At 61.8% G+C, this 25,478-nt stretch carries 25 protein-coding genes and 3 pseudogenes; 12 read left to right on the top strand and 16 right to left on the bottom strand.

The window, feature by feature from the left end; all coding sequences use genetic code 11:
- Positions 1 to 610: 610 nt before the first annotated feature.
- From U5O12_RS14560 to U5O12_RS14575, 5 genes are all read right to left on the bottom strand, one after another.
- Positions 611 to 1,117: an ADP-ribosylglycohydrolase family protein gene (locus U5O12_RS14560; protein ID WP_322579336.1), complete on the bottom strand. Its 507-nt coding sequence runs from the start codon at positions 1,115 to 1,117 to the stop codon at positions 611 to 613.
- A gap of 271 nt (positions 1,118 to 1,388) precedes the next feature.
- Positions 1,389 to 1,787, bottom strand: coding sequence for an ADP-ribosylglycohydrolase family protein (locus tag U5O12_RS21215; protein WP_416221504.1), 399 nt, complete (start codon positions 1,785 to 1,787; stop codon positions 1,389 to 1,391).
- Positions 1,788 to 2,492: 705 nt separating this feature from the next.
- Positions 2,493 to 2,666, bottom strand: a complete 174-nt coding sequence (locus tag U5O12_RS14570; protein WP_322579338.1) for a hypothetical protein — start codon at positions 2,664 to 2,666, stop codon at positions 2,493 to 2,495.
- Positions 2,667 to 2,706: 40 nt separating this feature from the next.
- The gene (locus U5O12_RS21220; protein WP_416221498.1) at positions 2,707 to 3,009 is read right to left on the bottom strand and encodes a 3'-5' exonuclease; all 303 of its coding nucleotides are present in this window, start codon (positions 3,007 to 3,009) and stop codon (positions 2,707 to 2,709) included.
- The gene (locus U5O12_RS14575) at positions 2,907 to 3,728 is read right to left on the bottom strand and encodes a hypothetical protein (RefSeq protein ID WP_322579339.1); all 822 of its coding nucleotides are present in this window, start codon (positions 3,726 to 3,728) and stop codon (positions 2,907 to 2,909) included. The genes U5O12_RS21220 and U5O12_RS14575 overlap by 103 nt, the downstream gene beginning before the upstream one ends.
- 16 nt (positions 3,729 to 3,744) lie before the next feature.
- Between U5O12_RS14575 and U5O12_RS14580 the strand changes: the two genes are divergently transcribed.
- The 6 genes and pseudogenes from U5O12_RS14580 to U5O12_RS14605 all read left to right on the top strand — a co-directional run bounded on the left by U5O12_RS14580 (position 3,745) and on the right by U5O12_RS14605 (position 7,924).
- Entirely contained in the window at positions 3,745 to 4,971 is a 1,227-nt protein-coding gene (locus tag U5O12_RS14580) for an ISL3 family transposase (RefSeq protein WP_322579340.1), read from the top strand.
- Positions 4,972 to 5,728: 757 nt separating this feature from the next.
- A pseudogene (locus tag U5O12_RS14585) lies at positions 5,729 to 6,077 on the top strand (NIPSNAP family protein).
- Positions 6,078 to 6,157: 80 nt separating this feature from the next.
- Positions 6,158 to 6,280, top strand: a pseudogene (locus tag U5O12_RS14590) (helix-turn-helix domain-containing protein); the annotation flags it as partial.
- Entirely contained in the window at positions 6,280 to 6,792 is a 513-nt protein-coding gene (locus U5O12_RS14595; protein ID WP_322579483.1) for a hypothetical protein, read from the top strand. The pseudogene U5O12_RS14590 and the gene U5O12_RS14595, both read left to right, overlap by 1 nt.
- A 75-nt stretch (positions 6,793 to 6,867) precedes the next feature.
- Positions 6,868 to 7,119 (top strand): hypothetical protein, encoded by a 252-nt coding sequence (locus U5O12_RS14600; RefSeq protein ID WP_322579341.1) that lies wholly within the window; start codon positions 6,868 to 6,870, stop codon positions 7,117 to 7,119.
- Positions 7,109 to 7,924 carry a zeta toxin family protein gene (locus tag U5O12_RS14605; RefSeq protein ID WP_322579342.1) on the top strand — a complete coding sequence of 272 codons (816 nt, stop codon included), beginning with the start codon at positions 7,109 to 7,111 and terminating at the stop codon, positions 7,922 to 7,924. Before U5O12_RS14600 ends, U5O12_RS14605 begins: the two co-directional genes overlap by 11 nt.
- A gap of 93 nt (positions 7,925 to 8,017) precedes the next feature.
- On the opposite strand, the gene U5O12_RS14610 is transcribed toward U5O12_RS14605, so the two are convergent.
- The 7 genes from U5O12_RS14610 to U5O12_RS14640 form a co-directional block, all read right to left on the bottom strand.
- Positions 8,018 to 9,238, bottom strand: coding sequence for an MFS transporter (locus U5O12_RS14610; protein ID WP_322579343.1), 1,221 nt, complete (start codon positions 9,236 to 9,238; stop codon positions 8,018 to 8,020).
- On the bottom strand, positions 9,235 to 9,708 hold the full coding sequence (locus U5O12_RS14615; RefSeq protein ID WP_322579344.1) for a plastocyanin/azurin family copper-binding protein: 474 nt from the start codon (positions 9,706 to 9,708) through the stop codon (positions 9,235 to 9,237). The genes U5O12_RS14610 and U5O12_RS14615 overlap by 4 nt, the downstream gene beginning before the upstream one ends.
- 27 nt (positions 9,709 to 9,735) lie before the next feature.
- Positions 9,736 to 10,524 carry an ABC transporter ATP-binding protein gene (locus tag U5O12_RS14620; protein WP_322579345.1) on the bottom strand — a complete coding sequence of 263 codons (789 nt, stop codon included), beginning with the start codon at positions 10,522 to 10,524 and terminating at the stop codon, positions 9,736 to 9,738.
- Positions 10,517 to 11,584, bottom strand: coding sequence for an iron ABC transporter permease (locus tag U5O12_RS14625; protein WP_322579346.1), 1,068 nt, complete (start codon positions 11,582 to 11,584; stop codon positions 10,517 to 10,519). The genes U5O12_RS14620 and U5O12_RS14625 overlap by 8 nt, the downstream gene beginning before the upstream one ends.
- A complete protein-coding gene (locus U5O12_RS14630) occupies positions 11,581 to 12,684 on the bottom strand; it encodes an ABC transporter substrate-binding protein (protein WP_322579347.1) in 1,104 nt (367 codons plus the stop codon). The genes U5O12_RS14625 and U5O12_RS14630 overlap by 4 nt, the downstream gene beginning before the upstream one ends.
- Positions 12,685 to 13,788 (bottom strand): ABC transporter substrate-binding protein, encoded by a 1,104-nt coding sequence (locus U5O12_RS14635; RefSeq protein ID WP_322579348.1) that lies wholly within the window; start codon positions 13,786 to 13,788, stop codon positions 12,685 to 12,687.
- Positions 13,789 to 13,895: 107 nt separating this feature from the next.
- Positions 13,896 to 14,648, bottom strand: a complete 753-nt coding sequence (locus tag U5O12_RS14640; RefSeq protein ID WP_322579349.1) for an SDR family oxidoreductase — start codon at positions 14,646 to 14,648, stop codon at positions 13,896 to 13,898.
- 601 nt (positions 14,649 to 15,249) lie between these two features.
- Between U5O12_RS14640 and U5O12_RS21225 the strand changes: the two are divergent.
- Positions 15,250 to 15,351 (top strand): annotated as a pseudogene (locus U5O12_RS21225) (PEP-CTERM sorting domain-containing protein); the annotation flags it as partial.
- A gap of 71 nt (positions 15,352 to 15,422) precedes the next feature.
- Here the strand turns inward: U5O12_RS21225 and U5O12_RS14650 are convergent.
- From U5O12_RS14650 to hutU, 4 genes are read right to left on the bottom strand one after another with little or no spacing between them, the layout of a single operon-like run.
- Positions 15,423 to 15,926 (bottom strand): DinB family protein, encoded by a 504-nt coding sequence (locus tag U5O12_RS14650; RefSeq protein WP_322579351.1) that lies wholly within the window; start codon positions 15,924 to 15,926, stop codon positions 15,423 to 15,425.
- Between the two features lie 48 nt (positions 15,927 to 15,974).
- On the bottom strand, positions 15,975 to 17,390 hold the full coding sequence (locus U5O12_RS14655; protein ID WP_322579352.1) for a DHA2 family efflux MFS transporter permease subunit: 1,416 nt from the start codon (positions 17,388 to 17,390) through the stop codon (positions 15,975 to 15,977).
- A gap of 53 nt (positions 17,391 to 17,443) precedes the next feature.
- Positions 17,444 to 18,991 carry a histidine ammonia-lyase gene (hutH, locus tag U5O12_RS14660; RefSeq protein ID WP_322579353.1) on the bottom strand — a complete coding sequence of 516 codons (1,548 nt, stop codon included), beginning with the start codon at positions 18,989 to 18,991 and terminating at the stop codon, positions 17,444 to 17,446.
- Positions 18,992 to 19,013: 22 nt separating this feature from the next.
- A complete protein-coding gene (gene hutU / locus U5O12_RS14665; RefSeq protein WP_322579354.1) occupies positions 19,014 to 20,708 on the bottom strand; it encodes a urocanate hydratase in 1,695 nt (564 codons plus the stop codon).
- Between the two features lie 79 nt (positions 20,709 to 20,787).
- Between hutU and hutC the strand changes: the two genes are divergently transcribed.
- From hutC to U5O12_RS14690, 5 genes are read left to right on the top strand one after another with little or no spacing between them, the layout of a single operon-like run.
- On the top strand, positions 20,788 to 21,489 hold the full coding sequence (gene hutC / locus U5O12_RS14670; RefSeq protein ID WP_322579355.1) for a histidine utilization repressor: 702 nt from the start codon (positions 20,788 to 20,790) through the stop codon (positions 21,487 to 21,489).
- Positions 21,486 to 22,085 (top strand): HutD family protein, encoded by a 600-nt coding sequence (locus U5O12_RS14675; protein WP_322579356.1) that lies wholly within the window; start codon positions 21,486 to 21,488, stop codon positions 22,083 to 22,085. Before hutC ends, U5O12_RS14675 begins: the two co-directional genes overlap by 4 nt.
- A complete protein-coding gene (hutI, locus tag U5O12_RS14680; RefSeq protein ID WP_322579357.1) occupies positions 22,082 to 23,299 on the top strand; it encodes an imidazolonepropionase in 1,218 nt (405 codons plus the stop codon). The genes U5O12_RS14675 and hutI overlap by 4 nt, the downstream gene beginning before the upstream one ends.
- Positions 23,296 to 24,093: an N-formylglutamate deformylase gene (hutG, locus tag U5O12_RS14685; RefSeq protein WP_322579358.1), complete on the top strand. Its 798-nt coding sequence runs from the start codon at positions 23,296 to 23,298 to the stop codon at positions 24,091 to 24,093. The genes hutI and hutG overlap by 4 nt, the downstream gene beginning before the upstream one ends.
- Positions 24,090 to 25,478, top strand: a complete 1,389-nt coding sequence (locus tag U5O12_RS14690; protein WP_322579359.1) for a formimidoylglutamate deiminase — start codon at positions 24,090 to 24,092, stop codon at positions 25,476 to 25,478. The genes hutG and U5O12_RS14690 overlap by 4 nt, the downstream gene beginning before the upstream one ends.

A 25,478-nucleotide genomic window follows, 5' to 3' on the forward strand; every position in this document is an offset into this window, starting at 1 on the left:
CTGCTCAGGAACGGACACATTGCCGAGTCACTGGCCAAACATCAGACCATCATGGACGCACTGTTGACGCGGCATGCACAGCGCACCCAGGAACGCACGAGGGAGTATTTTGCGAATGGGTTGGAAGCGGCGGAGTAGGACCGCTCGTGCGACTTCACAGGGAGGGCATGAGCCTAGGCGAATTTGACTTTTGACCTGTCGATGTTTCTATTGGCCGGAAGCGGTCCTCAGCGAATAGAACACCGAGTTACTTCCGAACATACGTCGGCGCCGGAGTCCCGAGACGCGTCAGGCCTATTTGGAAGATCTGACGACCTTCGCTTTGGCAATAATTGCTGCAAATGCAATCGAACGTTCGATAGCATCAGGACCGTTCATCAGACTTAACAGCGCACTTCCAACCTCTGCGGGTTCGAAGCCGCCCTTAATGCACCTCTGAGTCAATGCATCCAAATTAGTTGGGTGCGACTTTACAGATGACGCAGAAGCTGCTGAACCTTCCTCAACAAGCGGCATTTGTGCCCCTTGGGGGATCAAGGACGCCTTATTGTCCGAAGCTGAGAGTGATGACTTTGAAGAAGGTCGATCCTCTGACTGCGAGGGTGAATCGCTACGCACATTCAGGAGTTCGGCTCTCTTCTGCGTGGCCCCAATCCGACGTTTGCCCCGCTCTCCGCTTAACCAATACAGTCTGTCCAAAGTCCAATTTGGCCCACTGCCATACGAGATCGAGCCCCTTCTTGGGCTTCTTGTAAATTGGGCCGAAGGGTTGAATTGAGCCGATACCAGCAAGTCTCTCGCCTTTGGATTCACTGATCCAGGCGTCGCTTTGGGCTTTCGGGGCAATCCAACTCAATAGATCGGGGTATTCAAAGCTCAAAACCGGCTCTCTGCGGCCCGCGCGGAACATGCGCGACGCCTCAGTTTGGATATATTCTTCGTCCTGCACCGGAGTCTCAGGCCTAGTTTGAGCAACGACTCCCATCAATGCCCCCGCCATCGTGGCAATCGTGTCTGTGTCACTGCCGAAAACATTGGCAGCCTCAGCCAATCCAATTTCTGGCAGCTCATTACGATATAGCCAAGCAAGAACAGACGCATAGAGGGGGGTTTTCAACCCCCGATCCCCGCTCGTGAGGATCGAACGCGCTTAACTCAGTGAGTATCGATACATAAGCCTTGGCAGGATCTGGCGATTCACTTTCACAAATACGAGCTGCTGCTGTTGAAGCTTGGCCTCCATTCTTCGACGGTCTTCAGCCAAACGTCTCTGAGACTCCGCTTGGATTGTCGCTCCCAAGTCGGGATCCAAACCAGGGACAGTTCGGGGGTCGGCTTCAAGGATCTCCATTCCGATCTGCCCCATTGCTTCGCCTAAGCCGGCCCAATCAGAAGGGTGAATGGCTTCTCCGCTTTGCATAGTCTCGTAGAGCAAGGCGGAGTGGACAATTGCACCAATCAGCGCGTGGGTGACCGTGTGTGCAAACGCTATTCCGTATTACGTCCGAAACAAAAGCGTGCCGAGGGGCGTCGTGGTTCTGCCATACGTGTGGCTGAATTCGCATTGCTGCTCCGTTGCCTCCACCATCCCAGTACTTTACGCTCGCCGAAGAAAAGAAGTTTAGAGACCATGATGAGTCGCGTAATGCGAGGTTTGCGGCAGCGGCTTTAGAGCCACGGCCCGCTCCGAGCGCATAGTTAAGCCAAACAGGGAGTTCAATCTTGGCAAACGACTCGACGTCAAAAAATCCAGCACCATTGATTGCGCGAGAAGTGCTAAGCCGCAGTTGAGGCTGTCATCTGAATAGGTGCCTTCATGGAAGGCAATGTCGGGGCCAAACATGCCGCCTACACGACGAGTAAAAGCGATGGGCTTGGAAACCAATGCGACTGAGTTCCTTTTTTTGAACTCTGAGGCGGAAACCAGTTCAGCTGGGAAACCAATGGCATCGCCGTACGCCGCCCAAAGCGAAGAGCGGATGATGTTTTCTTCTTTGATCTTGGCCATACGTTATGCGAACTTGCTCGAATCGATTTCGATTTGAATTTGGTGTAACAGCTGCTGGGCCAGCATCGAAACTTGAGCGAACACTTCATCATACACATCACCGCTCTCAACATAGATCCGGCGAAGGTGTGAAAGTGAAAGATGCCCTGGATACAAAAAGCTTCTGCCTGACGACAGGTCGTATGAGCGGTGTGCGCACCTGCTTCTCGGTTAGCGGTCCACGATTTTTTGCGCTTAATTGAGGCGGCAAACAGTGCATCCAAGCCTGCAGCGCCCATTGCCCGAATTGTCAACGGATATGCATTGTTAGTGGTACCAAAAAGTGCACACCAGGGTGCGCCAATATCTCAGGATCAAAACTCAAAATGCACCAGTACGCGTGCTCGTGCTTTAAGAGGCCCTTTGAATATCGAAAGAAATAGTCATTTATTCTGGATATTGAAAAAGATTTATATATTCAAGCCACTTCGCATCGCGACTACTATCAATCGAATTGATTTTGAGAATATGTGCCAATTGCTGTTCTGCTTGAAGAAAACGCATTTGCCGAAAGACGATCTGTATGGAGAACACCTACCAGACCGTTGTTGGTCGTAAAGTGAAGCACTTCAGGAATTGCCCGTTGCGTGACGATTTTGGCGACCTCCGAATCGTTCATACGGCAACCTCGTCATAAGCAGTTGGATCAAGACGGGCTACTACTGCAGACTTCCTGCTGGGGTCATCAACAAAGCACGACGCCCATTCTGGCGCGCGCGATTGCCATAGAAATAAGGCGACAAGCATGGTCGAAGCGGTCGTCGCCAAGTGCCCCTTCTCCTCCCGGAAGGAGCACTATTGTCTAAACCAATAATGATGACATGGTCGAAGTCCAACCCCTTAGCTGAGTGGATGGTGCTTAACGCAACATTCTCAGCCCCCGGCCAATCCCTGCTCTTTGTGATTTCGACATATTCCAGGACCCCAAGCGTGGAAGCGCGAGCCGCAAATCCCGAAACCATCCAAGGGGGTGAAGGAAGGTGACCGATTCTTTTGTGAGGTCAACCTGGGTTTTGACGTAGTTGATACACCAAGCCATCTGGTCAGGAGCATTTCCACAGAGAACAACGGGGCGGCGATTGTCCTCTAGACCGGCGAGCTGCGGCTGTGTGCCATCTTCATCTAGTGTTACTGGGCTGATCAAACTCGCCGCCAACTTGGCAATCTCAGGAGTATTGCGATAGTTGACGTGCAGGCGATGGCTCGCCTCTGGGCGAATGACCAATCCCACTTCGATCCAAGTGAAGCCGCCGGTATAGATTCGTTGAGCCGTGTCGATAATGAAGGTTGTCGAGCTTTCATCATCACGCTGTTTAAGCACTCCACGAATCATGTTCGCTGTGAAGTCTTGGGATTCATCAACAATGATGATGTCGTATTTTTCATATGTAGTTCGCGCCATCAACACAGCGAGATCATTCCAATCCAAAGCATTCCGACTGGCTTTATTGGCGAGGTAGGGGCGAACCACCAAATCCAATATGGCTTGCTTAGTTGGCCCGTCAACGCGCGGTGCATTTCCGCGTCCATCTCGTGTCTTCTTCAAGTACTCATCCAAGTCTTCGGGCATAAAGCGACAGATCACGTACCATGCCTCTCCTTCGGGTTCTTCATCGAATCCACTGTGAATTTTCATTGGCGAAACCCCAAGGCAGCACTCCAGCAGAATCCAGTTTTTCAAATTGATTGACCGAGCCATGAAAGACACCGCGCTGTACGAACACCTTCTTGGACTGAAGACGCCCTGGTCGGTGAAGAAGGTTGACCTGTCTTTGGCAGATCAGCGGGTGGTGGTCGAGGTGGTTCTGAAGAAGGGTCAGGTTTGGGCGGATCCCACAGACGCCACCAAGCGAGCCCATGTCAATGGGTGGACCGAGCGGGAATGGCGCCACCTGGACACCTGCCAATTTGAGACACTCATTCGAGCCCGCGTTCCCCAACTCAAATACGCCGATGGCTCGGTCGAAGAGCTGGTCGTTCCCTGGGCTGAACGGTATAGCCGAGTCACCACCTTGATGACGGGCTTTGTTATCAAGCTGCTTCAAGTCTGCCCGACCACCCAAGGGGTATGCAATCTCACACGCCTGTCTTGGAGCACCGTCAACGCCATCATGGTCAGTGCCGTGGAACGCGGCATGCTGCGTCGCACCGAAGAAGACATCAACTATCTGGGAATCGACGAGAAGAGTTCCCAGAAGGGACACAGCTACGTCACCATCCTGACCGACATCGACCGTTCGCGGGTTCTTGACCTGATTCCTGAGAGAAAGCTCGAAGCTGCAAAAACGCTGCTTGAAACGGCACTCACGCCAACGCAACGAGCCTCGGTCAAAGCGGTGGCCATGGATATGTGGCCTGCCTTCATGAGTGCAGCCAAGCAGTGCATGCCCCAGGCCGACATCGTTCATGACAAGTTTCACGTCTCCAAGTACCTCGGCGACGCTGTGGACACGGTGCGCAAACAAGAGCATCGTCGCCTCTCGCAAGCGGGAGACTCCCCGCTGACAGGCAGTAAGTGGGCGTGGCTCAAAAGCTATCCCGATGGACGCAGCGCTGAGGCCGTCTCGTTTCGCGCCTTGAACCAGCTCAACCTCAAGACCAGCAGGGCGTGGACCATCAAGGAGAACTTCACCCAGTTCTGGGGCTACAGCTACAAAGGCGCAGCCAAGCGTTTCTTTGCTGCCTGGTCTACCAATGCGATGCGCAGCCGATTGGAGCCCATCAAGAAGGTGGTCAAAATGCTGCGCCGTCATGAGACGGGTCTGCTCAACTTCAGCCAGCACAGAATCAGCAATGCCTGTGCTGAAGGATTCAACAGCGCTATCCAACTCATCAAGGCCAACGCTCGTGGGTTTCGTAACTTCACCAACTACCGTGCAAGGATTCTGTTTCATTGCGGCAAGTTGGATTTGGGTTGGGCGTGAGGAAAAATTCACAGTGAAATTGACGAAGAGCCCTCCTTCGAGGAACTCAGAGGAAAGGCCAATCTTCGGTGCGTTTAAACGCGCCAGTACTCCTAGCTCTGGCTTAGGTTCAGTGAGGTTTCCCGCCCCGGTCTTTATTAGAGCCCAGCGGCTGAACGTATCGACGGTGACTTGAATTGGGATTGCGACCGCAGGGGATGCCGTGCTGTTTTCGGCCACGATTTGATGAATATAGCCACGAAGCGTTGTGTTGTAAGTCAACAGTAGAGCACGCACCGGCTCCACACTTCCCACTCGTTGGCGACGCCCCTGAGCCCACAAAAGTAGCAGCTTGAGGCGGAGGATTGCTGTTGTGGTTTTTCCGCTCCCGGCAGCACCCCGAATGAGCTCAACGCCCGCACGAACGCGGGTAACAATCTTCAGCTGCTCCTGGGACGGCGTGACCGTCTTGAGATATTTCATCAATTCCCCCTGAAAAATTCTTGCTCTTGGCCTACCGTTGGCGCTCGCTCTTAGTACGGCGTGACGGTGACCTTTTTGTGCAGATTGTGACATTTTGTTTGCCGGCATAGAAACCGCTAACCCCAAAGGGAGCCAATCAGTATTTCTCCGTCAGCAACGGTGGAATCAACCGTGCATCGCGCAGCCTCTCCCGTGCAATTGCAGCATCAGCTTGTCCTTCATTTCGTCACCCACCAAAGCATTCCCAGCATTCATCCTTGAGACTTCTCTGCACCACCACCCCAGAGGAGTCCCCATGCCCATCACCTGCTTCATCCGCTACGAAATCTCCCCCTTCCAAAAAGACCAGTTCACCACCTACGCCAACAACTGGGCGCGCATCATCCCCCGGCCTGGGTGGGCATTTGCTGGGCTACTTTGTGCCGCACGAGGGCAGCAACTACGAGGCCTGGGGGCTCATCTCCTTCCCCAGCCTGGCGGCGTATGAGGCCTATCGCCAGCGCCTGCGGGCCGATGAAGAAGCCCAGGCCAACTTTGCCTTTGCGCAGCGCGAGCGCTTCATCCTGAAAGAGGAGCGCACCTTTCCCCAGGCGGTGCCCGCCAGCTACCTGCAGGCACCCACGGGCTATATTGCTGCGGCATGAACCCCGCCCCCACTCACCCCACGTACGAACCCAAGCTGGCCAGCGTGGCCGCCGTCATTGCCGACGCCACGCGCTCGCGCATGCTGAGCTACCTGCTGGCGGGCGACTACGCCAGCGCGGGGGAGCTGGCGCGGGCCGCGTCCGTATCGCCAGCCACGGCCAGCGGGCACCTGGGCAAGCTGATGGCGGCAGAGCTGCTGGTGTGCGAGCAGCGCGGCCGCCACCGCTACTACAGATTAGCCGACGACGAGGTGGCCCACGCGCTGGAGGCGCTGGCGCTGATGGCCGAGCGCCGCACCCACACCGCCGCCTGGGCCAACCCCACGCGCCAGCGGCTGCGCTTTGCGCGCTGCTGCTACGGGCACCTGGCGGGGCAGCTGGGCGTGGAGCTTTTTCGCAACTGCTGTCCAAGGAATGGCTGGCCCCGGCGGGCGATGGCTACCTGCTCACCGCGCAGGGCACGGCGGGCTTGGGCACACTGGGCTTTGCGGTGGATGGCATGGACAAGGCCCCGCCCTCCGCCCGCGTGGCCTACCGCTGCCTGGACTGGTCCGAACGCCGCGACCACATGGCGGGCAAGCTGCCCAAAGCACTGCTAGCCCACTGCCTGCACCACGGCTGGCTGCGCCGCCATGAAGGCGAGCGCGCGCTGGAGGTAACGCCGCTGGGGCGCAAGCACCTGGCGGGCCTGCTGCCGTCGGTCAACGCGCTGTAAAGCGGGCAACCCTACTGCCGCCGATGCCGGCTGCTGACTGATAAACTCGGCAAACACTGGCTCTTTGGACCTTTTATGTCTTCCCGCAACAGCCTGCCCCTGTCTGAACACGCAATGCAAATTGCCGAGCGCCGCTTCCCTGAGCTCGCGGCCAAATCGGGCCATGTGGCTTACAAGACCACGCTGCAACGCACTGGCGCCGTTGTCGTGAAAACAAGCCAAGGCCAGATGGTGGAGCGCCGTGCGGATGGCACATCCATCGTCATCAAAGATCTGCCCGTAGGCAAGCGCGTGAAGCCCGGCGTCGTTCTCAAGCGTGTCAAGTAAGCCCGCAGGCAGAAAAACGGCAGCCAAGCCGCCCGCAACACCCGCTTCCCAGGCGCAGCCCCGGCTGCGCGTTCTGGCCGGCCCCAACGGATCGGGCAAAAGTACCATTCAGAGTGAACTCAAACCCGAGTGGATCGGTGTCTTCATCAACGCGGATGAAATTGAGCGAGCCCTCAAGGATTCCGGTGGCGAGCTGAGCCTGGCCAAGCTGGGCATCACCGCCAAACCCGCTGCCGTATTGAAACGGCTGGAACAGCACATCAAGAACTCTGCATTTGCCAAGACACTGGGGCTGCACGCGCTGCTTGGGCACATGGCCGTGGCCCCATCTCTGACATTGAAGGTACCTGGCCCTTTCAACTCCTACCTCGCGTCAGTGCTGGCGGATGCCATCCGCCGCGAGTTGCTGGAGGAAGGCAAGACGTTCACCTTCGAGACGGTCATGTCGTCGCGGGACAAGGTCGATTTCATGAAAGAGGCACGAGCGCGCGGCTATCGCGTCTATCTCTACTTTGTGGCCACCGACGACCCTGAGATCAACCTGGACCGTGTACGGCGCCGTGTCATGCAGGGGGGCCATCCGGTTCCGGCAGACAAGGTCAGAAAGCGGTACCGCGAATCGATCGACCTGATGACCGAAGCCTGCGAGGTCGCCCACCGTGCCTACGTGTTTGACAACTCGGGCTCCAGGCACAAACTGTTGGTCGAGGTCAACGAACTGGCTGACGAAGGCACCATCAAACTCCACACGAGTCGCCTCAACCCCTGGTTTGTTCGCACGGCGCTTTGGCAATCATTCTCCTGATGGTGGGCCTGCGGCCCTCAGTCAACGCCTTGCGAATGAAATAGGCCTCTAGCCCAGTTGTAATATGCGCGAGCAGCTACTATTTTGATAGCATTATGGGGTGCGGGGCGTACCCGGGGTTCGTGTCACACGCCAGAGCCCAAGCCCGCCCACCACACCGCAGGCCGCTAGTGCCAACCAGACCCCGCTGGTCGGGGCCGCATGGTCCCCCAGGCCGGCCCCTACTGCGGCCTGCCCCACCAGCGCGGCGCATCCACCGACGCTGGACATGAAGCCATAACAGGTGCCCAGCGGACAGTCCCGCGCATAGCGTGGCAAAACGGTGGCGAACAAGGGAAAACACAGGATCGACCCCAGCGACAACAGGGTTGCGAGCACGAGCATGGCCGCCTGCGGCCAGGCCGCCAGCACCAGTGGCGACAGAAATGCAGAGCCCATCAGCGCCAAGCCGCCACCCATGGCCGCAGCATCGCCCAGGCGCGGCACAAGCCAGCGGCTCACGGGCCATTGCAAGGCAATGCCCACCACCGCGCTGAGCGTGAACACGGCGCTGAGCGCGCTGCTTCCCAAACCGTGCTGCTGGACGAAGGCGGGCACGGCCAGGTACAGCTGGTGAAACATCACCTGGTAGGTGGCACAAAAGCCCACAAAACGCAGCAGGCTCGGCTCCGCCAGCTGGGCGAGCCATGATCTGGGCGATGCGGGCGCGGTGCCGGATGCCAACTGGCTGGAGGGCTTGGGCGCACCTTGGTCCGGGGGCAGCAGCGTCCATTGCAGCGCGGCAAACGCCAAGAACAGCGCACCGGCCACACAGCCGGTCAGGCGGAAGTCCACATGCAGCAGCACCAGCCCTACCAGGGGGCCGAGCAGCATGCCAGCTTCGCTGGCCACGTTGTGCAGGGTGAAGGCATAGCGGCGCTGCGACTGGTCGGGGCACTGGGCGGCCAGGCTGGCTTGGGCACACGGGGTGAACAACGCGCCAGCAAAGCCGGTCAGAAAAGCAGCCAGCAACAGCAGCGGCAATGTCTGGGCCCAGCCCAACAAAACAAAGCCCACACCGCGCAAACAACAGCCCCAGACGATGGCCCTGCGGTAACCCAGACGATCGCCAAGCCAGCCGCCCAGCAAAAACAAGCCTTGCTGGCTGAAGACGCGCAGGCCCATGACCAGCCCGGTGATCCAACCCGCCAGCCCCAAGTCCGCCCCCAGGTGCTGCGCCAGGTAAGGCATGAGCATGTAAAAGCCCAGGTTGAACGCCAGCCCGTTGGCCACCAACACGCGGGCGGCAGGACTGAGCCCGCGCCAGCGGCTCAATTCACAAGTGCCAACAGGCTATCGATGCGCTCAGCATGGCTGTAGATCCGCCCCTTTGTGGACTTCATGACCTGGGTGGCCGAGCTGCGGTTGACCGCCTCACCGACCTGGATGAGTCCAACCATGGCCATCATCAGATGGGGTGGGCAGTTGTAAAAATACAGGCCTGGGCGCGCCAGCGTCACCACAAATGGTAGATCAAGCTCGCTAAGCCAAGGCGTAGCGCCTTCGGGCACAGCCAGGCTGCGCACAAAATGGCCGGTGCTTGTGGGCTCGAACCGCACGGTGTCGCCAACCTGGGCGTGCACAAAAGCTGGCTCGAACACCATAGATCCGCTTGCGCCAGCGTTGAGCATGCGCACCACGTGCTCTGCGCTCCAGGCGGGCGCGGCAAAAAGGCTGCAAAGTGCCAGCAAGCCTCCCAGAAGTGAGTGGTGTAGGCAGGTGAAGCGAAATTTGTGAGCCGTCATATCAATCAATCTTTGTCCCTGAGGCCATCAGGCGCTCACGGGGGTGGGAGATGATGCACGCAAGGTGCGTACGTAGGGTTGGCCGTTCTGATCGTGATGCACATCCACCGGGACGTGGTAGAGCTGATGGATGAGTTCGCGGCTTAGCACCTGGGCCGGTGGGCCAAAGGCCTGCAGGCGCCCGTCGCCCAACACAATCAGCTGGTCGGCAAACTGTGCCGCCAGGTTCAGGTCGTGCAGCACAGCCACGCTGACCCAGCCTTGGGCTGCGGTCTGCGATTGCAGGTGCTCCATGAGCTGCATTTGGTGTTTCAGATCCAGCGCGCTCACGGGTTCGTCCAGCAGCAATAGCTTGGGCTGGCGCAGCAACACCTGTGCAAACAACACCATCTGCCGCTGCCCACCGCTGAGGGTGTGGACCGGACGGTCGGCCAGGTGGGCTATGTCCAGGGCCTGCAAAGCTTTCAGGGCAGCGTCCAGATCCTCGTCCGACAGGCGCATGGACAAGCGCTGCAGGCGCCCCAGCACCACCACCTCCAGAGCACTCAGGTCCAGGTCGAGCTGGGTGTTTTGCGGCATGTAGCCAATACTTTGACGCCAGCTTGGCAGCGTGTGCGGCGTCATGGCGGTGCCATGCAGGCGCACAGCGCCAAGCGTCAAGTGCAGCTCGCCAAACAGCGCGCGCAGCAGGCTGGTCTTGCCGGTGCCATTGGGGCCAATGATCACGTGCAGCTGCCCCGCCTGCAGTTGCAGGCTCAGCCCTTCGACCAGAGTGAGTTGGCCAATGCGCAGGGTCAGGTCATGGAGTTCAAGCACGGTGTTGCTTTCGGTTGCCCAGAATGAGCCAGATCATGAAAGGAACGCCAATCAACGCGGTCACGATTCCGATGGGAAACAGAGCGCCGGGCACGATGGACTTGGAAAGCACCGAGGCCACCGAGAGCATGAGTGCGCCGCACAGCGCCGACTGCGGGATCAGGAAGCGCTGGTCTTCGCCAACCTGCATGCGTGCAACGTGCGGCGCCACCAGCCCAATGAAGCCAATGACCCCCACGAAGCTGATGGCGGTTGCCGTCATCAGCGCCACCAGCACCAGGGTTTTGAGGCGCAGGCGCGTGACGTTGACGCCCAGGCTGCGCGCACGCGCCTCGCCCAGGCGCAAGCAGGTGAGCTGCCAGGCGTCGCGGTGCAGCAGCAGCGCGCACACCAGCGTCACGCCTGCGGTGATCCACAGCATCGGCCAGGTGGTGCGCATGAGGCTGCCAAACAGCCAGAAGATGATCTGCTGATTCAGCTCAGGGGAAGAAACGAACTGCAGCAGCGACAAGAGCGACTGAAACAAAAACAGCAGTGCGATGCCTGCCAGGATGATGGTCTGGCTGTTGACATGGCGCATCAGCGCCAGCCCAAACAACAGGCTGGCCGCCAACATGCAAAAGACAAAGGCACCGATGGGGATCGCCACCAGAGGCGGCAACCCCAAGCCGCCCGTTACCAGCGCCAGCGCGGCACCAAATCCGGCGGCTGCCGCCAAGCCCAGGGTGAAAGGGCTGGCCAAGGGGTTGTCCAGCAAGGTTTGCATTTGCACCCCACCCAGTCCCAAAGCGGCCCCCACCACGAGTGCCATGAGCGCGATCGGCAGACGCATGTCCATCACGATGGCGCGCGTCATGGGGTCGGCGGCCGCAGGCGCCAGCAGCGTGCGGATCACGTCGCCCAAGGCTAGCAGGGACGGGCCGGTGGCGACGTCCAGCATCATGCTAAACAGGCTCAGCCCCACAAACAGGGCCAGCCAACGCCAACGCAGCGTTTCGCGCCGACGTTGGCGCTGCACGATCAAGGCGCCCGTGTCGGCCGTAGCGGTGATTTCCGTCATTTCCAGCTCAACACGAAGGTGCCCTGAGGCTGGATGGGCAAGTAGTGGCGGTAGAAATCGAGGTAGGTGGCGTCCGGATGGATGTCGACAAACAAGGTCGGGTACAGCGCCTTGGCGAGGTATTGCAGCTGCGCCGCATCTAACAAGCTGCGTGTGGCGCCGTGGTAGACCCCGTAGAGGCGACCATCCTGAACGGCAGGCAGAGCGCTCCAACCTTTGCGCTGGGCAAAGCCTTGCAAGCGTCGGCGCGCTTCAGCCGGCGTCACACCAAAACCCATTTGCATGGCTTCAGGGCTGCTGACGCTTTCATAGCCGGCAATGAGCACCACCTGCGGCCGGGTCACTAGCAATTGCTCAGGGTTGATGGGGCCCCAGTCCTTGACAAATGGCGCTGCGACGTTCTCGCCGCCCATCAGATCGGCCATGGCACCCCACATGTTTTTGCCATAGGTGTAGCTGTGTTCGGCCGGGCCTTTGTCGCCGAGCTCGATGTACACGCGCGGGCGGGGCAGCTTGGCCTTGGCGATGCGCTGCTGGATCGTCTCTACAACTTGGCGGTATTCATCGGCAATGCGCTGTGCACGTGCCGTTTCGCCGGTGAGCTGGCCCAGCACCTTGGTGCTGGCCAGGTGGCGCTCTAGCGTCTGGGCGTTGTAATCCACTACCACCACCGGAATGCCTGCGGCCTCCAGGCGGGGAACTTCCGACGCCAAGGCCTTGAACTGCCAGTCGGCCAGGATAACTACGTCGGGTTTGGTGGCCAGCACTTTTTCAATCGAAAAACTCTGGTCCTGCACATTGCCTACGTCAGGCACATCACGCAACGTGGGCCGGGCGGATGCGTACTGCGCCCACACGGCTGGCCGCGACTTGACGAACCAGCCGCGCGACAGCCCCACCAGTCGGTCAAAGGCCTTGTCGCCACCCACGGCGAAGTAGTCCTCGATGTAGAAGCCCAGTACCACCCGCTTGGCCGGCAATTCCAGCGTGATCTTGCGACCCAGCACGTCTTCCATGGTGCTGGGCGCCGCCCAGGCGCTAAGAGCGCCTAGCGCGATCGTGACGCCCAGCGCGAATTTTTTCAAAAAATGGCGTGTCATTTACATCCCCAGCGAAAAAGTGCCCTTGGCCTGCACTGGCAAGTAACGACGGTAGAAAGCCAGGTAGTTGGCCTGGGGGTCGATGTCTTTGAACAGCGTGGGGTACAGGGCTTTGGCCATGAATTGCACCATGGTGTAGTCCAGCACCGAGCGGGATGCGCCCTGGTAGACCGCATACAGACGTTTGTTCTTCACGGCTGGCAACTCGCTCCACCCGGCGCGCTGGGCAAAACCCTGCAGCCGCTGCTGTGCCTGCGCAGGCTCCACGCCCTGCCCCATCAGCATCGAACTGGGGTTCTTGGTCGACTCGGTTCCGGCGATGAACACCACCTCGGGCTGTGCGGCCAGCACTTTCTCCGGATTCATCGGGCCGTACCACTCCACAAAAGGTGCTGCAATGTTCTCGCCGCCAGCCAGCGCGCCCAACGGGCCCCACATGCCCTTGCCGTAGCTGAAGCTGTATTCGGCTGGCCCTTTGTTGCCAAACTCCACATAGAAGCGCGGTTTGGGCTGCTTGGCAGCTGCGATGCGCGACTGCACCTGATCGATGGCAGCCTGGTATTCACCCGCGATCTTCTGTGCACGCGCCTCATCGCCCGCGACTTTTCCCAGCAGCAGCGTGCTGGCGTAATGGTTGGCGGGTAGCTCCATGTTGTAGTCCACCACCAGCACCGGCACGCCAGCATCTTCGAGTCGCTTGATATCAGGGCCCAGGCCCTTGTACTGCCACTCGGCCAGCACCAGCACATCAGGTTTGAGGGCCAACACCTTCTCAACGGAGAAGGTCTGCGCCTCAACCTCTCCCACGTCCGGCAGCTCCTTGAGCGAGGGCCGGTGCGCCGCGAACAGCGACCAGTTGGCGGAACGCCAGCCTTCCCAAGCCTCTCGGGAAAAGCCGACCACCTTATCGAAGGCCTTTTCACCACCGATGGCCATGTAGTCCTCGAAATAGAAGCCCAGCAGCACACGCTTGGCCGGCAGGTCGACGTGCACGGATCGACCGAGCACGTCTTTGATCACTTGAGGGGCCGCCTGCGCGGTTTGAATCAGACCGGCCGTCAGGCCCAAGAGACACAGCAAACGTGCGGTGGTGGCAATTCGCATAAACAGTCCTTCAGAAAGCCAGGTATTCCGGCGAAGGCCTGCATTGTAAATGCGAATGATTCTCAAATATTTTTCAGCTTTCCCTTTGCTGAAATTTTTTCGCCGCCCTAGCCCCGCCCCACAAACGGCATGTTGGTAGCCATGATGGTCATGAACTGCACGTTGGTGGACAGCGGCACCTGGGCCATGTGCAGCACGGCGTCGGCCACCTGCTGCACATCCATCATGGGCTCCACCGCAATCTCGCCATGGGCTTGCAGCACGCCGGTGGACATGCGGGCGGACAGCTCGGTGAGCGCGTTGCCAATGTCGATCTGGCCGCAGGCAATGTTGTACTTGCGGCCGTCCAGCGAGATGGATTTGGTGAGGCCGGTGATGGCGTGTTTGGTGGAGGTGTAGGGCGCAGAGTTGGGGCGCGGGGCGTGCGCGGAGATGGAGCCGTTGTTGATGATGCGGCCACCCTGCGGTGTCTGGCTCTTCATCAAACGGAAAGCGCCCTGCGCACAAAGGAAGGAGCCGGTGAGGTTGGCGTCCACCACGGTTTGCCATTGCGCAAAGCTGATGTCTTCGAAGTTGACTTTGGTAGCCCCCACACCCGCGTTATTGAACAACACGTCCAGCCGGCCAAAGGTGTCTTGGATCATGGCGAAGAGCTGGTCTACCGATGCGGGCTGACTCACGTCCACGCTGAACGGGTGGGCAAGGTCCGTACCACTGGCCTGCGCCACCGCCTGCAGCGGCCCCAAGCGCCGACCGGCCAGAACGACCTGGCAGCCCGCATTGAGAAGCGTCAGGGCGACGGCACGGCCAATACCGGTGCCTGCGCCAGTGACCAAGGCGACGGGGGACGTGGTGTTCATGGGGGTCCTTCAAATCATCAAAGTATCGATTAAAAAAAGCTCGGTATGCCTCTCACATCGGGGGCATGCCGCGTGCGCTGCGTCAGCCCAGGGTAGCTCACAGACTGTCTGTGGCCTCATGGTGCGCCACTACAATTCTGCGCACTGGTCACATTCAAATAGGGAGTAAACAATGAAGAAGATTTTCGCGGCCACTATTTTTACGTGTGTAACAGTGGCTCAGGCGGCCACGTTCAACTACACATTCAACCCGGCACCGGACCTTAATGTTTTTGGATCGTTTGAAGGGACTGCATCTGGCGACTTGGTCACCAACCTTTCGAACATCACACTGAGTGCGAACTTCAGGGGTGATGCACTCAATACGGGAGCCCGTGTGCTCGCCTACAGCTACAACTCACCGTCAGCCAGCTGGGTCAGTGGTGGATCGGTTGCGTCATTCAGCGGATCACAAAACAACTTTGCCTTCCTTGCATCCACACATGACATACCGACCTCTCCCCCCTACGGGTTTGAGATTCTTTTCAGCACAGAGAGTCATAAGGTTTATTTCTTCTCAAGTTATAGCCAATATGCACATAGAGGCTGGCAATTGACGGAAGTGACAGCCGTACCAGAGCCAGAGTCTTATGCACTGATGTTGGCGGGTCTGGGCTTGATGGCGGGAGTTGCTCGCCGCCACAAATTGGCAAAGGCTGCATAAGCCCGCGCTGTGCAACACACACACAAACGGGAGCTTGGCTCCCGTTTTTTTATGCGTACGCCAAGTCTTGCTTACCCTTGGCGCCTGGCGGGCTCGCGCTGGTGCAAAAACTTGGTGAGCAGATCGCGCGGTGGCGTGATGCTGATGCCTTTGAGCATCTGACCCACATTGCCACGGTGGTAGGCACCGTGGGTGAGCACATGGAAGAGCATTTCTTCACGCGTCATGCGGCCGGCGTCGCCGTCGGTGAACTGAAAGCGCAGGCTTTCTGCAAGCGCTGATGCTTCCAGCCCAGCTACATACGACTCAAACCACAGGTCTGTCTCGGCAGCAGCAAAGTGCAGCTCGCCCAGACCGGGTGTCTCTACCGTGTTGCTCTGCGTGTAGCCGTGGGACTCGCCCAACAGGTGGGCCCGAAAGATGCGGTCCACCACATGGATGTGATTGAGCATGCGAATGGCGGTGTGCAGCGGCTCGGCGTGTTGGACCGGGTCCACCGTGGCCATGCAGTCATACAACTCGGCATGGGCCCAGGTCTTTTGGGCAAACAGGGTCTTCAACATGGCAAGGGACATGGGGGCTCCGGGTTGGGTGCGCTAGGGATGGTGCCATGGTAGCGTCCCTCACGAGGGCGCCGCGCTGCCCTTGCTGACGCTCTCGCCGTCCTCGGGTCGCAAGGTCCAAAACGCGACGGACGACACTGCAGTCAACACCCCCAGCGCGATGAAGGCGTGGTGCAGCGACGCGGTGACCGCCACCCGGTCGGACTGTGGCAGGCCTTCCAGGAAATACGCGGTGATGAGCGAGCCAAACGCCAAGCCAAAGCTCATGGACATTTGCTGCAGAGTACTGGCCAAGGTACTGGCCATGGCCGTGTCTGCGGCGTTGATGTCGGCGTAGGCCATGGAATTCATGCTGGAGAACTGCAGCGAGTTGCACAAACCCAGGGCCAGGCCAATGCCCACAATCACGACCATGGGCGTGCCTGCATCCACCCAGGCATAGCTGGCAATGGCGCAGGCCACCAGCAGCGTGTTGACGATGAGCACGCGCCGGTAGCCGAACCGCCGCAACATGGGCGCGGCCAGCGCCTTCATGGCCATGGCAGCAATGGCCGCTGGCATCATCAGCAGACCCGACTGCCACACTGGCAGGCCCAGGCCCAGCTGGTAGAGCAGCGGCAGCAAAAACGGCATGCCGCCCACCCCCAGCCGCGTGACAAAACCGCCCAGCACGCCGACCCGAAAGGTGCGGGTAGAAAACAAGGACAGGCGCAGCAGCGGGTGCGGCACCCGCTTGGCATGCCAGCCATAGGCCACCAGCAGTCCTACGGACACGGTGACGATCATGGCCACCGTGCTGTTGGACAGGCTGATCTCACCGAACACCTCCAGAATCCAGGACAGCAAGCCCGCGCCCGCTGCAAACAGCAGCAAGCCGCGCACATCCAGCGGGGGCGGCGTGTCGTTCTGGTAGTTGGGCATGTGTTTGCTGGCAAACCACATGGCGGCCAGGCCCACGGGCACATTCACAAAAAAGATCTCGCGCCACGAAGCCCAGTGGACGATGAGCCCGCCCACCGTGGGGCCCAACAGTGGGCCCAGCAGCGCAGGGATGATGACGAAATTCATGGCCTGCAGCAGCTCGCCCTTGGAGAACGTGCGCACGATCACCATGCGGCCCACCGGCATCATCATGGCCGCAGCAATGCCCTGCGGCACGCGCGCGGCAATGAGCATGGTGGCGTTAACGGCCAGCCCACACAACACCGACGACACCGTGAACAGGCCCACCGCAAACATGAAGACGCGCCGGCTGCCATACCGTTCGGCCAGCCAGCCACTGATGGGAATGCTGACCGCCAGCGCAAGGATGTAGCTGCTGACGACGGCCTTGAGGCTCAGCGGCGTAACACCCAGGCTTGCCGCCATGGACGGGATACCGGTGTTGACGATGGTGGAGTCCAGCTGCTCCATGAACAGCGCCGTGGCGACCACCCACGGCAGGTAACGTTTGGTCGTGGAATCACTCGTTGCCATGGCGCATGGTAGCGCCGTGGCAAGAACCTTGTGCCTCGTTGCGGTTTCGCTCTTTAGCCCGGGACCCAGAGCTTGGGCAGGCCACCCAGCGGCTTGAGCAGCTTGGCCACGGCGCCGCCTTGCACCAGCTGCGTGGCGTGCGCAATGTCGGGCGCCAGGTAGCGGTCCACGTGGTGGGCAGGCACGTCCTTGCGCAAGAGCGCATGCACCTCTTCCAGCACGGCCGAACTTGTGAGCGGGCGCAGGAATTCGATGCCTTGCGCAGCGGCCAGCAGCTCAATGCCGAGGATGTGCGCCGTGTTGTGGATCATGCTTTGCAGGCGGCGCGCGGCAAAGGTGGCCATGGAGACGTGGTCTTCCTGGTTGGCACTGGTGGGCAGGCTGTCCACGCTGGCGGGGTGGGCCAAAGACTTGTTTTCGGACGCCAGCGCGGCGGCGGTGACGTGCGCAATCATGAAGCCGCTGTTCAGGCCTGCATCCGCCGTGAGGAACGGCGGCAGGCGTGACACGCCGCTGTCAATCAGCATGGCGATACGGCGCTCGGCAATGGCGCCCACTTCGGCAATGGCCAGGGCCATGCCGTCAGCAGCCAGGGCCACGGGCTCTGCGTGGAAATTGCCGCCAGAGATCATGGCTCCGTCATCAGGAAAGACCAATGGGTTGTCAGTAACGGCGTTGGCCTCGATCAGCAACACGCGCGCCGCGTGGCGCAGTTGGTCCAGGCAGGCGCCCACCACCTGCGGCTGGCAGCGCAGGCAGTACGGGTCTTGCACGCGGTCGTCACCCTCTGCGTGCGACTGGCGGATGGCGCTGCCCTTGAGCACTTCGCGGTAGTACTGCGCCACGTCGATCTGGCCGGGCTGGCCGCGCACGGCGTGGATGCGCGGGTCAAACGGGCCGTCGCTGCCACGGGCGGCGTCCAGCGTCAGCGCACCAATCAGCAGCGCGGCTTCCAGCACGGGCTCAAAGGCCAGCAGGCCGTGCAGCGCCAGCGCGGTCGATGTCTGCGTGCCGTTGATGAGGGCTAGGCCTTCTTTGGCCTCAAGCTCCAGCGGGGTGATGCCCGCTTTTTGCAGCGCCTGCAGCGCAGGTACGCGTACGCCATCCACCAGCATGTCGCCCTCGCCCATCAGCGCCAGCGTCATGTGCGAGAGCGGCGCCAGGTCGCCCGACGCGCCCACAGAACCCTGCGAAGGCACGCAGGGCACCAGGCCCGCGTTGTGCACGGCCAAGAGTGTGTCCACCACCACTTCGCGGCAACCGGAATAGCCGCGCGCCAGGCTAGCGGCCTTGGTAGCCATCATCAGCCGCATGATGGGCGCGGCCAGCGGCTCGCCCACACCCACGCTGTGGCTGCGGATCAGGTTGCGCTGCAGGGTAGCCAGTTGGTCTTTGCTGATGCGCTTGTTGGCCAGCTTGCCAAAGCCGGTGTTCACGCCATACACCGGCGCGTCGCCATCGGCCGCAGCCTTGACCAGCGCGTGTGATGCGCGCATGGCCACGCGGGCCGATTCGGGTAGGCTGAGCTGGCACACACCAGCGTGAATGGCTTGCAGATCGTCCAGCGAAAGCTTGCCGGGGTTGAGGATGAGAGAAGTCATGCAGAGTTCCTTCTTGTTGTGATTATTTCGAGATCATGGGCAGATTCATGCCTTGTTCTTTGGCGCATTGCACGGCAATGTCGTAGCCCGCATCAGCATGGCGCATCACGCCGGTGCCGGGGTCGTTCCACAGCACGCGCTCCAGGCGCTGGGCCGCAGCGTCCGTGCCATCGGCCACGATGACCACGCCGCTGTGCTGGCTGTAGCCCATGCCCACGCCGCCGCCGTGGTGCAGGCTGACCCAGCTTGCGCCGCCCGCAGTGTTGAGCAGTGCGTTGAGCAACGGCCAGTCGCTCACGGCGTCGCTGCCGTCTTGCATGCTTTCGGTTTCGCGGTTGGGTGATGCCACGCTGCCGCTGTCCAGGTGGTCGCGGCCGATGACGATGGGGGCCTTGAGCTCGCCGTTCTTCACCATCTCGTTAAAGGCCAAGCCGGCGCGGTGGCGCTCGCCCAGGCCGATCCAGCAGATGCGTGCGGGCAGGCCCTGGAAGGCGATGCGCTCACCGGCCATGTCCAGCCAGCGGTGCAGGTGCTTGTCTTCGGGGAACAGCTCTTTCATCTTCGCGTCGGTCTTGCGGATGTCCTCGGGGTCGCCACTCAGCGCCACCCAGCGGAACGGGCCCTTGCCGCGGCAGAACAGCGGGCGCACATAGGCGGGCACAAAGCCGGGGAAGTCAAACGCGTTTTTCACGCCTTGGTCCAGCGCCACCTGGCGGATGTTGTTGCCATAGTCCACCGTGGGAATGCCCATGGCCTGAAAGTCCAGCATGGCCTGCACGTGCACGGCGCAGCCCTTGGCCGCGGCCAGGCGCAGCGCGGCGTGTTGCGTGTCGTCCGCCTGCGCGGCGCGCCACTGCTCCACCGTCCAGCCGCTGGGCAGATAGCCGTTCACCAGGTCGTGGGCAGAAGTTTGGTCCGTCACGATGTCGGGGCGCAGGCCGCCGGCCTTGGCACGTTTCACCAGCTCGGGCAGCACATCGGCAGCATTGCCCAACAAGGCGATGGACACCGCTTTCTTCTCGGCGGTGTACTTGGCCAGGCGGGCCAGAGCATCGTCCAGATCGGTCGCCTGCTCGTCCACATAGCGGGTCTTGAGGCGGAAGTCGATGCGGCTTTGCTGGCATTCGATGTTGAGGGACGAAGCACCCGCAAAGGTAGCGGCCAGCGGCTGCGCACCGCCCATGCCGCCCAGGCCGGCGGTCAGAATCCAGCGCCCGGCCAGGCTGCCGCCAAAGTGCTGCTTGCCGGCCTCCACAAAGGTCTCATAGGTGCCCTGCACGATGCCCTGGCTGCCGATGTAGATCCAGCTGCCGGCCGTCATCTGGCCGTACATCATCAGGCCCTTTTTATCGAGCTCATGAAAGTGCTCCCAGGTGGCCCACTTGGGTACGAGGTTGGAGTTGGCAATCAGCACGCGCGGGGCATCGGCGTGGGTGCGGAACACGCCCACGGGTTTGCCGCTTTGCACCAGCAGGGTTTCGTTTTCTTCCAGCGTGCGCAGGCTGGACAGGATGGCGTCAAAGCATTCCCAGTTGCGCGCGGCCTTGCCGATGCCGCCGTAGACCACCAGCGCATCCGGGTTCTCGGCCACCTCGGGGTCCAGGTTGTTTTGCAGCATGCGGTAGGCCGCCTCGGTGATCCAGTTCTTGCAATGCAGCTCGGTGCCACGGGGTGCGCGCACGGGGCGGGCTTGGGCGGGGGTGTGGGTAGGTGCCATGGGTTTGAATCTCACAAACAACAAAGAATGCGGCGGAGTCTACTTGTCTAGACATGTCTATGCAACTAGAATTTGCACCATGGCCCAAGCACCCTATACCCGCGTCAAGGATTTCCTCAAACAAGGTCTGGCCGATGGCCGCTGGACGCCCGGCACCCTGATGCCCTCCGAGTCCGAGCTGGTCAGCCAGTTCCAGGTCAGCCGCATGACGGTGGGCCGCGCCATCCGCGAGCTGCAGGCCGAGGGCTTTGTCACCCGCGTGCAAGGTGTGGGCACCTTTGCTGCCCACCTGCAGCGTGTGGCCTCCACGCTCACGATCCAGGATTTGCACGAAGAGATACGGGGCCGCGGCCACCAGCACCAGGCCCGCGTCATCCTCTCGCGCGAAGAGACGACGACCGAGGGCCTGGCCCAGCAGCTGGGCCTGCCGCCGGGTGCGCCGGTGTTCCACACCCTCATCGTTCACCATGAAAACGGTGTGCCCCTGCAGTGCGAAGACCGCTATGTGAACCCCGCCTGCGCGCCTGACTATTTGAGCGTGGACTTCACCCAGACCACGCCCACCCACTACCTGCTGGAAGTGGCGCCGCTGTGGGAGGCGCAGTACTCCATTGAAGCCGGCCGCCCCACGGAGCAGGAAGCGGCCTTGCTGGGCATTGCCGCGTCCGACCCCTGCCTCATCGTCGTGCGCCGCACCATGAACCGCGATGTGCCCATCACCCTGGCGCGCCTGGTGCACCCCGGCACGCGCTACCAGCTGCAAGGGCAGTTCAAGCCATGACACCGCAGATCATCCGCGCCCAAGACTGCGCACCCCAGCCCTGGCGCAACGGCGGCGGCCAAACCCGCGAGCTGTTCACCTGGCCGCCAGCAGATCCGGCCGACCCGTGGCAGCTGCGCATCAGCCGTGCCGACATTGACAGCGACGGCCCCTTCTCCGCCTTCCCCGGCGTGCAGCGCTGGTTTGCCGTGTTAGAGGGCGCGGGCGTGGCGCTGCAGCTCGGCAGCGAACAACGGCTGCAGGCTGGCGATGCCCCGCTCTGCTTTGACGGTGCCGCCGCCCCCGGCTGCCGACTGCTGGATGGCCCCACGCAAGACCTGAACCTGATGGCGCGCGGTGGCAAGGGCCTGATGCAGGCGGTACAACCAGGCCAGCCTTGGACCGCCAGCCTGGCGGCCTGCGGCCTGTACACCGTCCACGCAGGCGAGTGGACCGATGGCACACAGACCCTGCAGCTGGACGCCCACACCCTGCTGTGGCACCCCCAGCCACGCGGTGCACGCTGGCAGTTTGTAGCGGAGCCCGGTGTGCAAGCTCCATGCGCCTACTGGCTGGGTTTCTCGCCCCAAAGCGCCACCGTTGGAGGTTTTCTATGAGCGCCCTCACCCTCTGGCGCAACGCCAAGCTCGCTACGCTGACCGGCAACACCCCCTGGGGTTGGGTGGCCAATGGCGCCCTGCTCACCCAGGGCGCGCACATCGTCTGGGCGGGTGATGCGGCTGCCCTGCCCGCATCGCAGTCCCCACACATTCAGAACGAAGTCGACCTGGGCGGTTCCCTGGTTACCCCCGGCCTGGTGGACTGTCACACGCACCTGGTCTACGGCGGCCAGCGTGCTGCCGAGTTTGAATTGCGACTGCAAGGCGCGAGCTATGAAGAGATTGCGCGTGCGGGTGGCGGCATCCGCTCCACCGTCACTGCAACGCGTGCCGCGAGCGACGCCGAGTTGCTGGCCAGTGCCACACGCCGTGCACAAAGCCTGATGGCCGAGGGCGTGACCACCGTAGAAATCAAATCCGGCTACGGCCTGAGCGAAGCCGATGAGGCGCGCTGTCTGCGTGTGGCTCGCACGCTGGGCAAGACGCTGCCGCTCACTGTGCGCACCACCTACCTGGGCGCCCACGCCGTGCCGCCCGAGTTCGCGGGCCGTGCCGATGACTACACCGACGCCGTATGCGCATGGCTGCCTGCACTGCATGCGCAAGGTCTGGTGGATGCAGTGGATGCCTTCTGCGAAAACATTGGCTTCACACCCGCACAAACGCGCCGTGTGTTTGAGGCCGCGCGTGCGCTGGGTGTGCCCGTGAAGCTGCATGCCGAACAGCTCAGCGACCAAGGCGGTGCGGCGCTGGCAGCCGAGTTTGGCGCCCTGTCCTGCGACCACCTGGAGCATTTGAGCGAAGACGGCATCCGCGCGATGAAGGCCGCCGGTACGGTAGCCGTGCTGCTGCCCGGTGCCTATTACTTTTTGCGCGACACCAAGCTACCCCCCATCGACGCCCTGCGCGCCCACGGCGTGCCCATGGCGATTGCCACCGACCACAACCCCGGCACCTCGCCCGGCTTGTCCTTGTTGCTCATGCTCAACATGGCGTGCACGCTGTTTCGCCTGACGCCCGAAGAGGCGCTGCGCGGCGCCACCGTGCACGGTGCACGGGCCTTGGGTTTGCTCGACCGGGGCACGCTGGCCGCCGGGCAGCGCGCAGACTTCTGCGTGTGGGACCTGGAGCACCCGAACGAACTGGCCTACTGGTTTGGCCACAACCCTTGCCGCCGCACCATCGTGGGCGGGCTGGAGCGCACCGTATGACGAATGCCACCTTCACCCTCACCCCCGGCAGCACCCCGCTGTTGGTGAGCTTTCCGCATGTGGGCACCGAGATTCCGCCCGACCTGCAGAGCCGCCTGGTGCCGCGCGCGCTGGCCACGGAGGACACCGACTGGCACCTGGAGCCGCTCTATGCCTTTGTGCGCGCCATGGGTGCGGGCACCATCGTCCCGCGCCATGCACGTTATGTGGTGGACCTGAACCGCCCGCCCGAGAACGCGCCCATGTACCCCGGCGTCAACAACACCGCGCTGTGCCCCACGCACTTCTTCAGCGGTGAGCCGCTGTACCGCGAGGGCCAGGCGCCCACCGAGGCCGAGGTTGCCGAGCGCGTCAGCACCTACTGGCGCCCCTACCACGATGCCTTGCATGCGGAGCTGCAGCGCCTGCGCAGCGTGCACGGCCATGCAGTGCTGTTTGATGCGCACAGCATCTGCTCGGTGCTACCCTGGTTGTTTGACGGTCAGTTGCCCGACCTGAACCTTGGCACTGTGAACGGCAGCAGCGCCGCAGCCGCCTTGCGCGAGCAGCTATCAAAAGTATTGCAAAGTCAAAGAGACTTCACGCAGGTGGTGGACGGCCGCTTCAAGGGCGGCTACATCACGCGCCACTATGGCCGTCCGGCCGAACACATCCACGCCATCCAGCTGGAGATGTGCTGGCGTTGCTACATGGCCGAGCAACCGCCCTATGCGATAGACCCCGCCCGCGCGGCCACCGTGTTGCCGGTGCTGCGCGCGCTGGTGCAAACCATGTTGGACTGGAGGCCTGCATGAGCGAACCACTGCTGTGGGCACCGCAAGCGTGGATCGACGGACGCTGGCAGGCCAACGTCTGCCTGGCCGTGGATGCGCAAGGCCAATGGGCGGACATCACGCCCAACGTGAACACGCCACCTGCCCAGGCCACCGTGCTGCCCGGCCCGGTGCTGCCGGGCATGGTCAACGCACACAGCCACGCCTTCCAGCGCGCCTTTGCCGGTCTGGCCGAGCGGCGCGAATCGGCGGCGGATGACTTCTGGTCCTGGCGCGATCGCATGTATGGCGTGGCGCTGCGCATCACGCCCGCGCAATTGCGCGCGGTGGCAGCGCAGCTGTATGTGGAGCTGCTGCAAGGCGGCTACACGCAGGTGTGCGAGTTCCACTACCTGCACCACCAGCCCGACGGCCAACCCTATGCCGACGAAGCCGCCATGGCCTGGGCCGTGGCCGATGCGGCGGCCGACGCAGGCTTGGGCCTGACCGTGCTGCCCGTGCTCTACGAGCGCGCCGGCTTTGCCCAGCCCGCACTGCGCCCCGACCAGCGCCGCTTTGCCGGCACGCCAGACTTCATTGCCCGGCTGCAGCGCGGCGTGCAGGCGGCACGCCGCCCCCTGCTGAACGCGGGCGTGTCCATCCACTCGCTGCGCGCGGCAGCCCCCGAATCGATAGACGCGCTCTTGGCGCAGGTGGGTGATGCGGACATGACCATCCACATCCACATTGCCGAGCAAATGCAAGAGGTGCACGACTGCCTGGCCGCCACCGGCCAGCGGCCCATCGCGTGGCTGCACCAGCGTTGGACAATGGACGCGCGCTGGCAACTGGTACACGCCACCCACACCGAGCAGGCCGAGATCGACGCCGTGGCGCGTAGCGGTGCAGGCATGGTCATCTGCCCCAGCACCGAGGGCAACCTGGGCGACGGCTTTGCCGACCTGCCCGCGTGGCTGGCCGCCGGCCTGCCCATGGCCGTGGGCTCGGACAGCCATGTGGGCCGCCAGTGGCCCGAAGAACTGCGCTGGCTGGAATACGGCCAGCGCCTGCGCCTGCAGCAGCGCAATGTGGCCGCCGCGCCCACGCAACAACCCGCCACCGCCGCCCGACTGCTGGACGCAGCACTGCAAGCCGGTGGGCCCGCCGCAGGCATGAAGGCATGGGGGCTGCAGCGCGGCGCCCGCGCCGACCTGCTGGTGCTGGACGCGCACGCCAGCGGCCTGCGGGGCGTGCCCGCCAGCCACACGCTGGACGCGCTGGTGTTTGCCAGCCATGGCGCTGCGTTTCAGGAGGTGTGGGTAGCTGGCCGCCGCGTCATCGCCCAGGGCCGCCATGTGGACCAGACCCGCATCGCGAGTGACTTTGAGGCCACCATGCAAGCCCTCTGGGAATATCAAGCCAAATAG

The sequence above is a fragment of the Rhodoferax sp. genome, from assembly GCF_034519335.1.
Classification (GTDB): Bacteria; Pseudomonadota; Gammaproteobacteria; order Burkholderiales; family Burkholderiaceae_C; genus Allorhodoferax.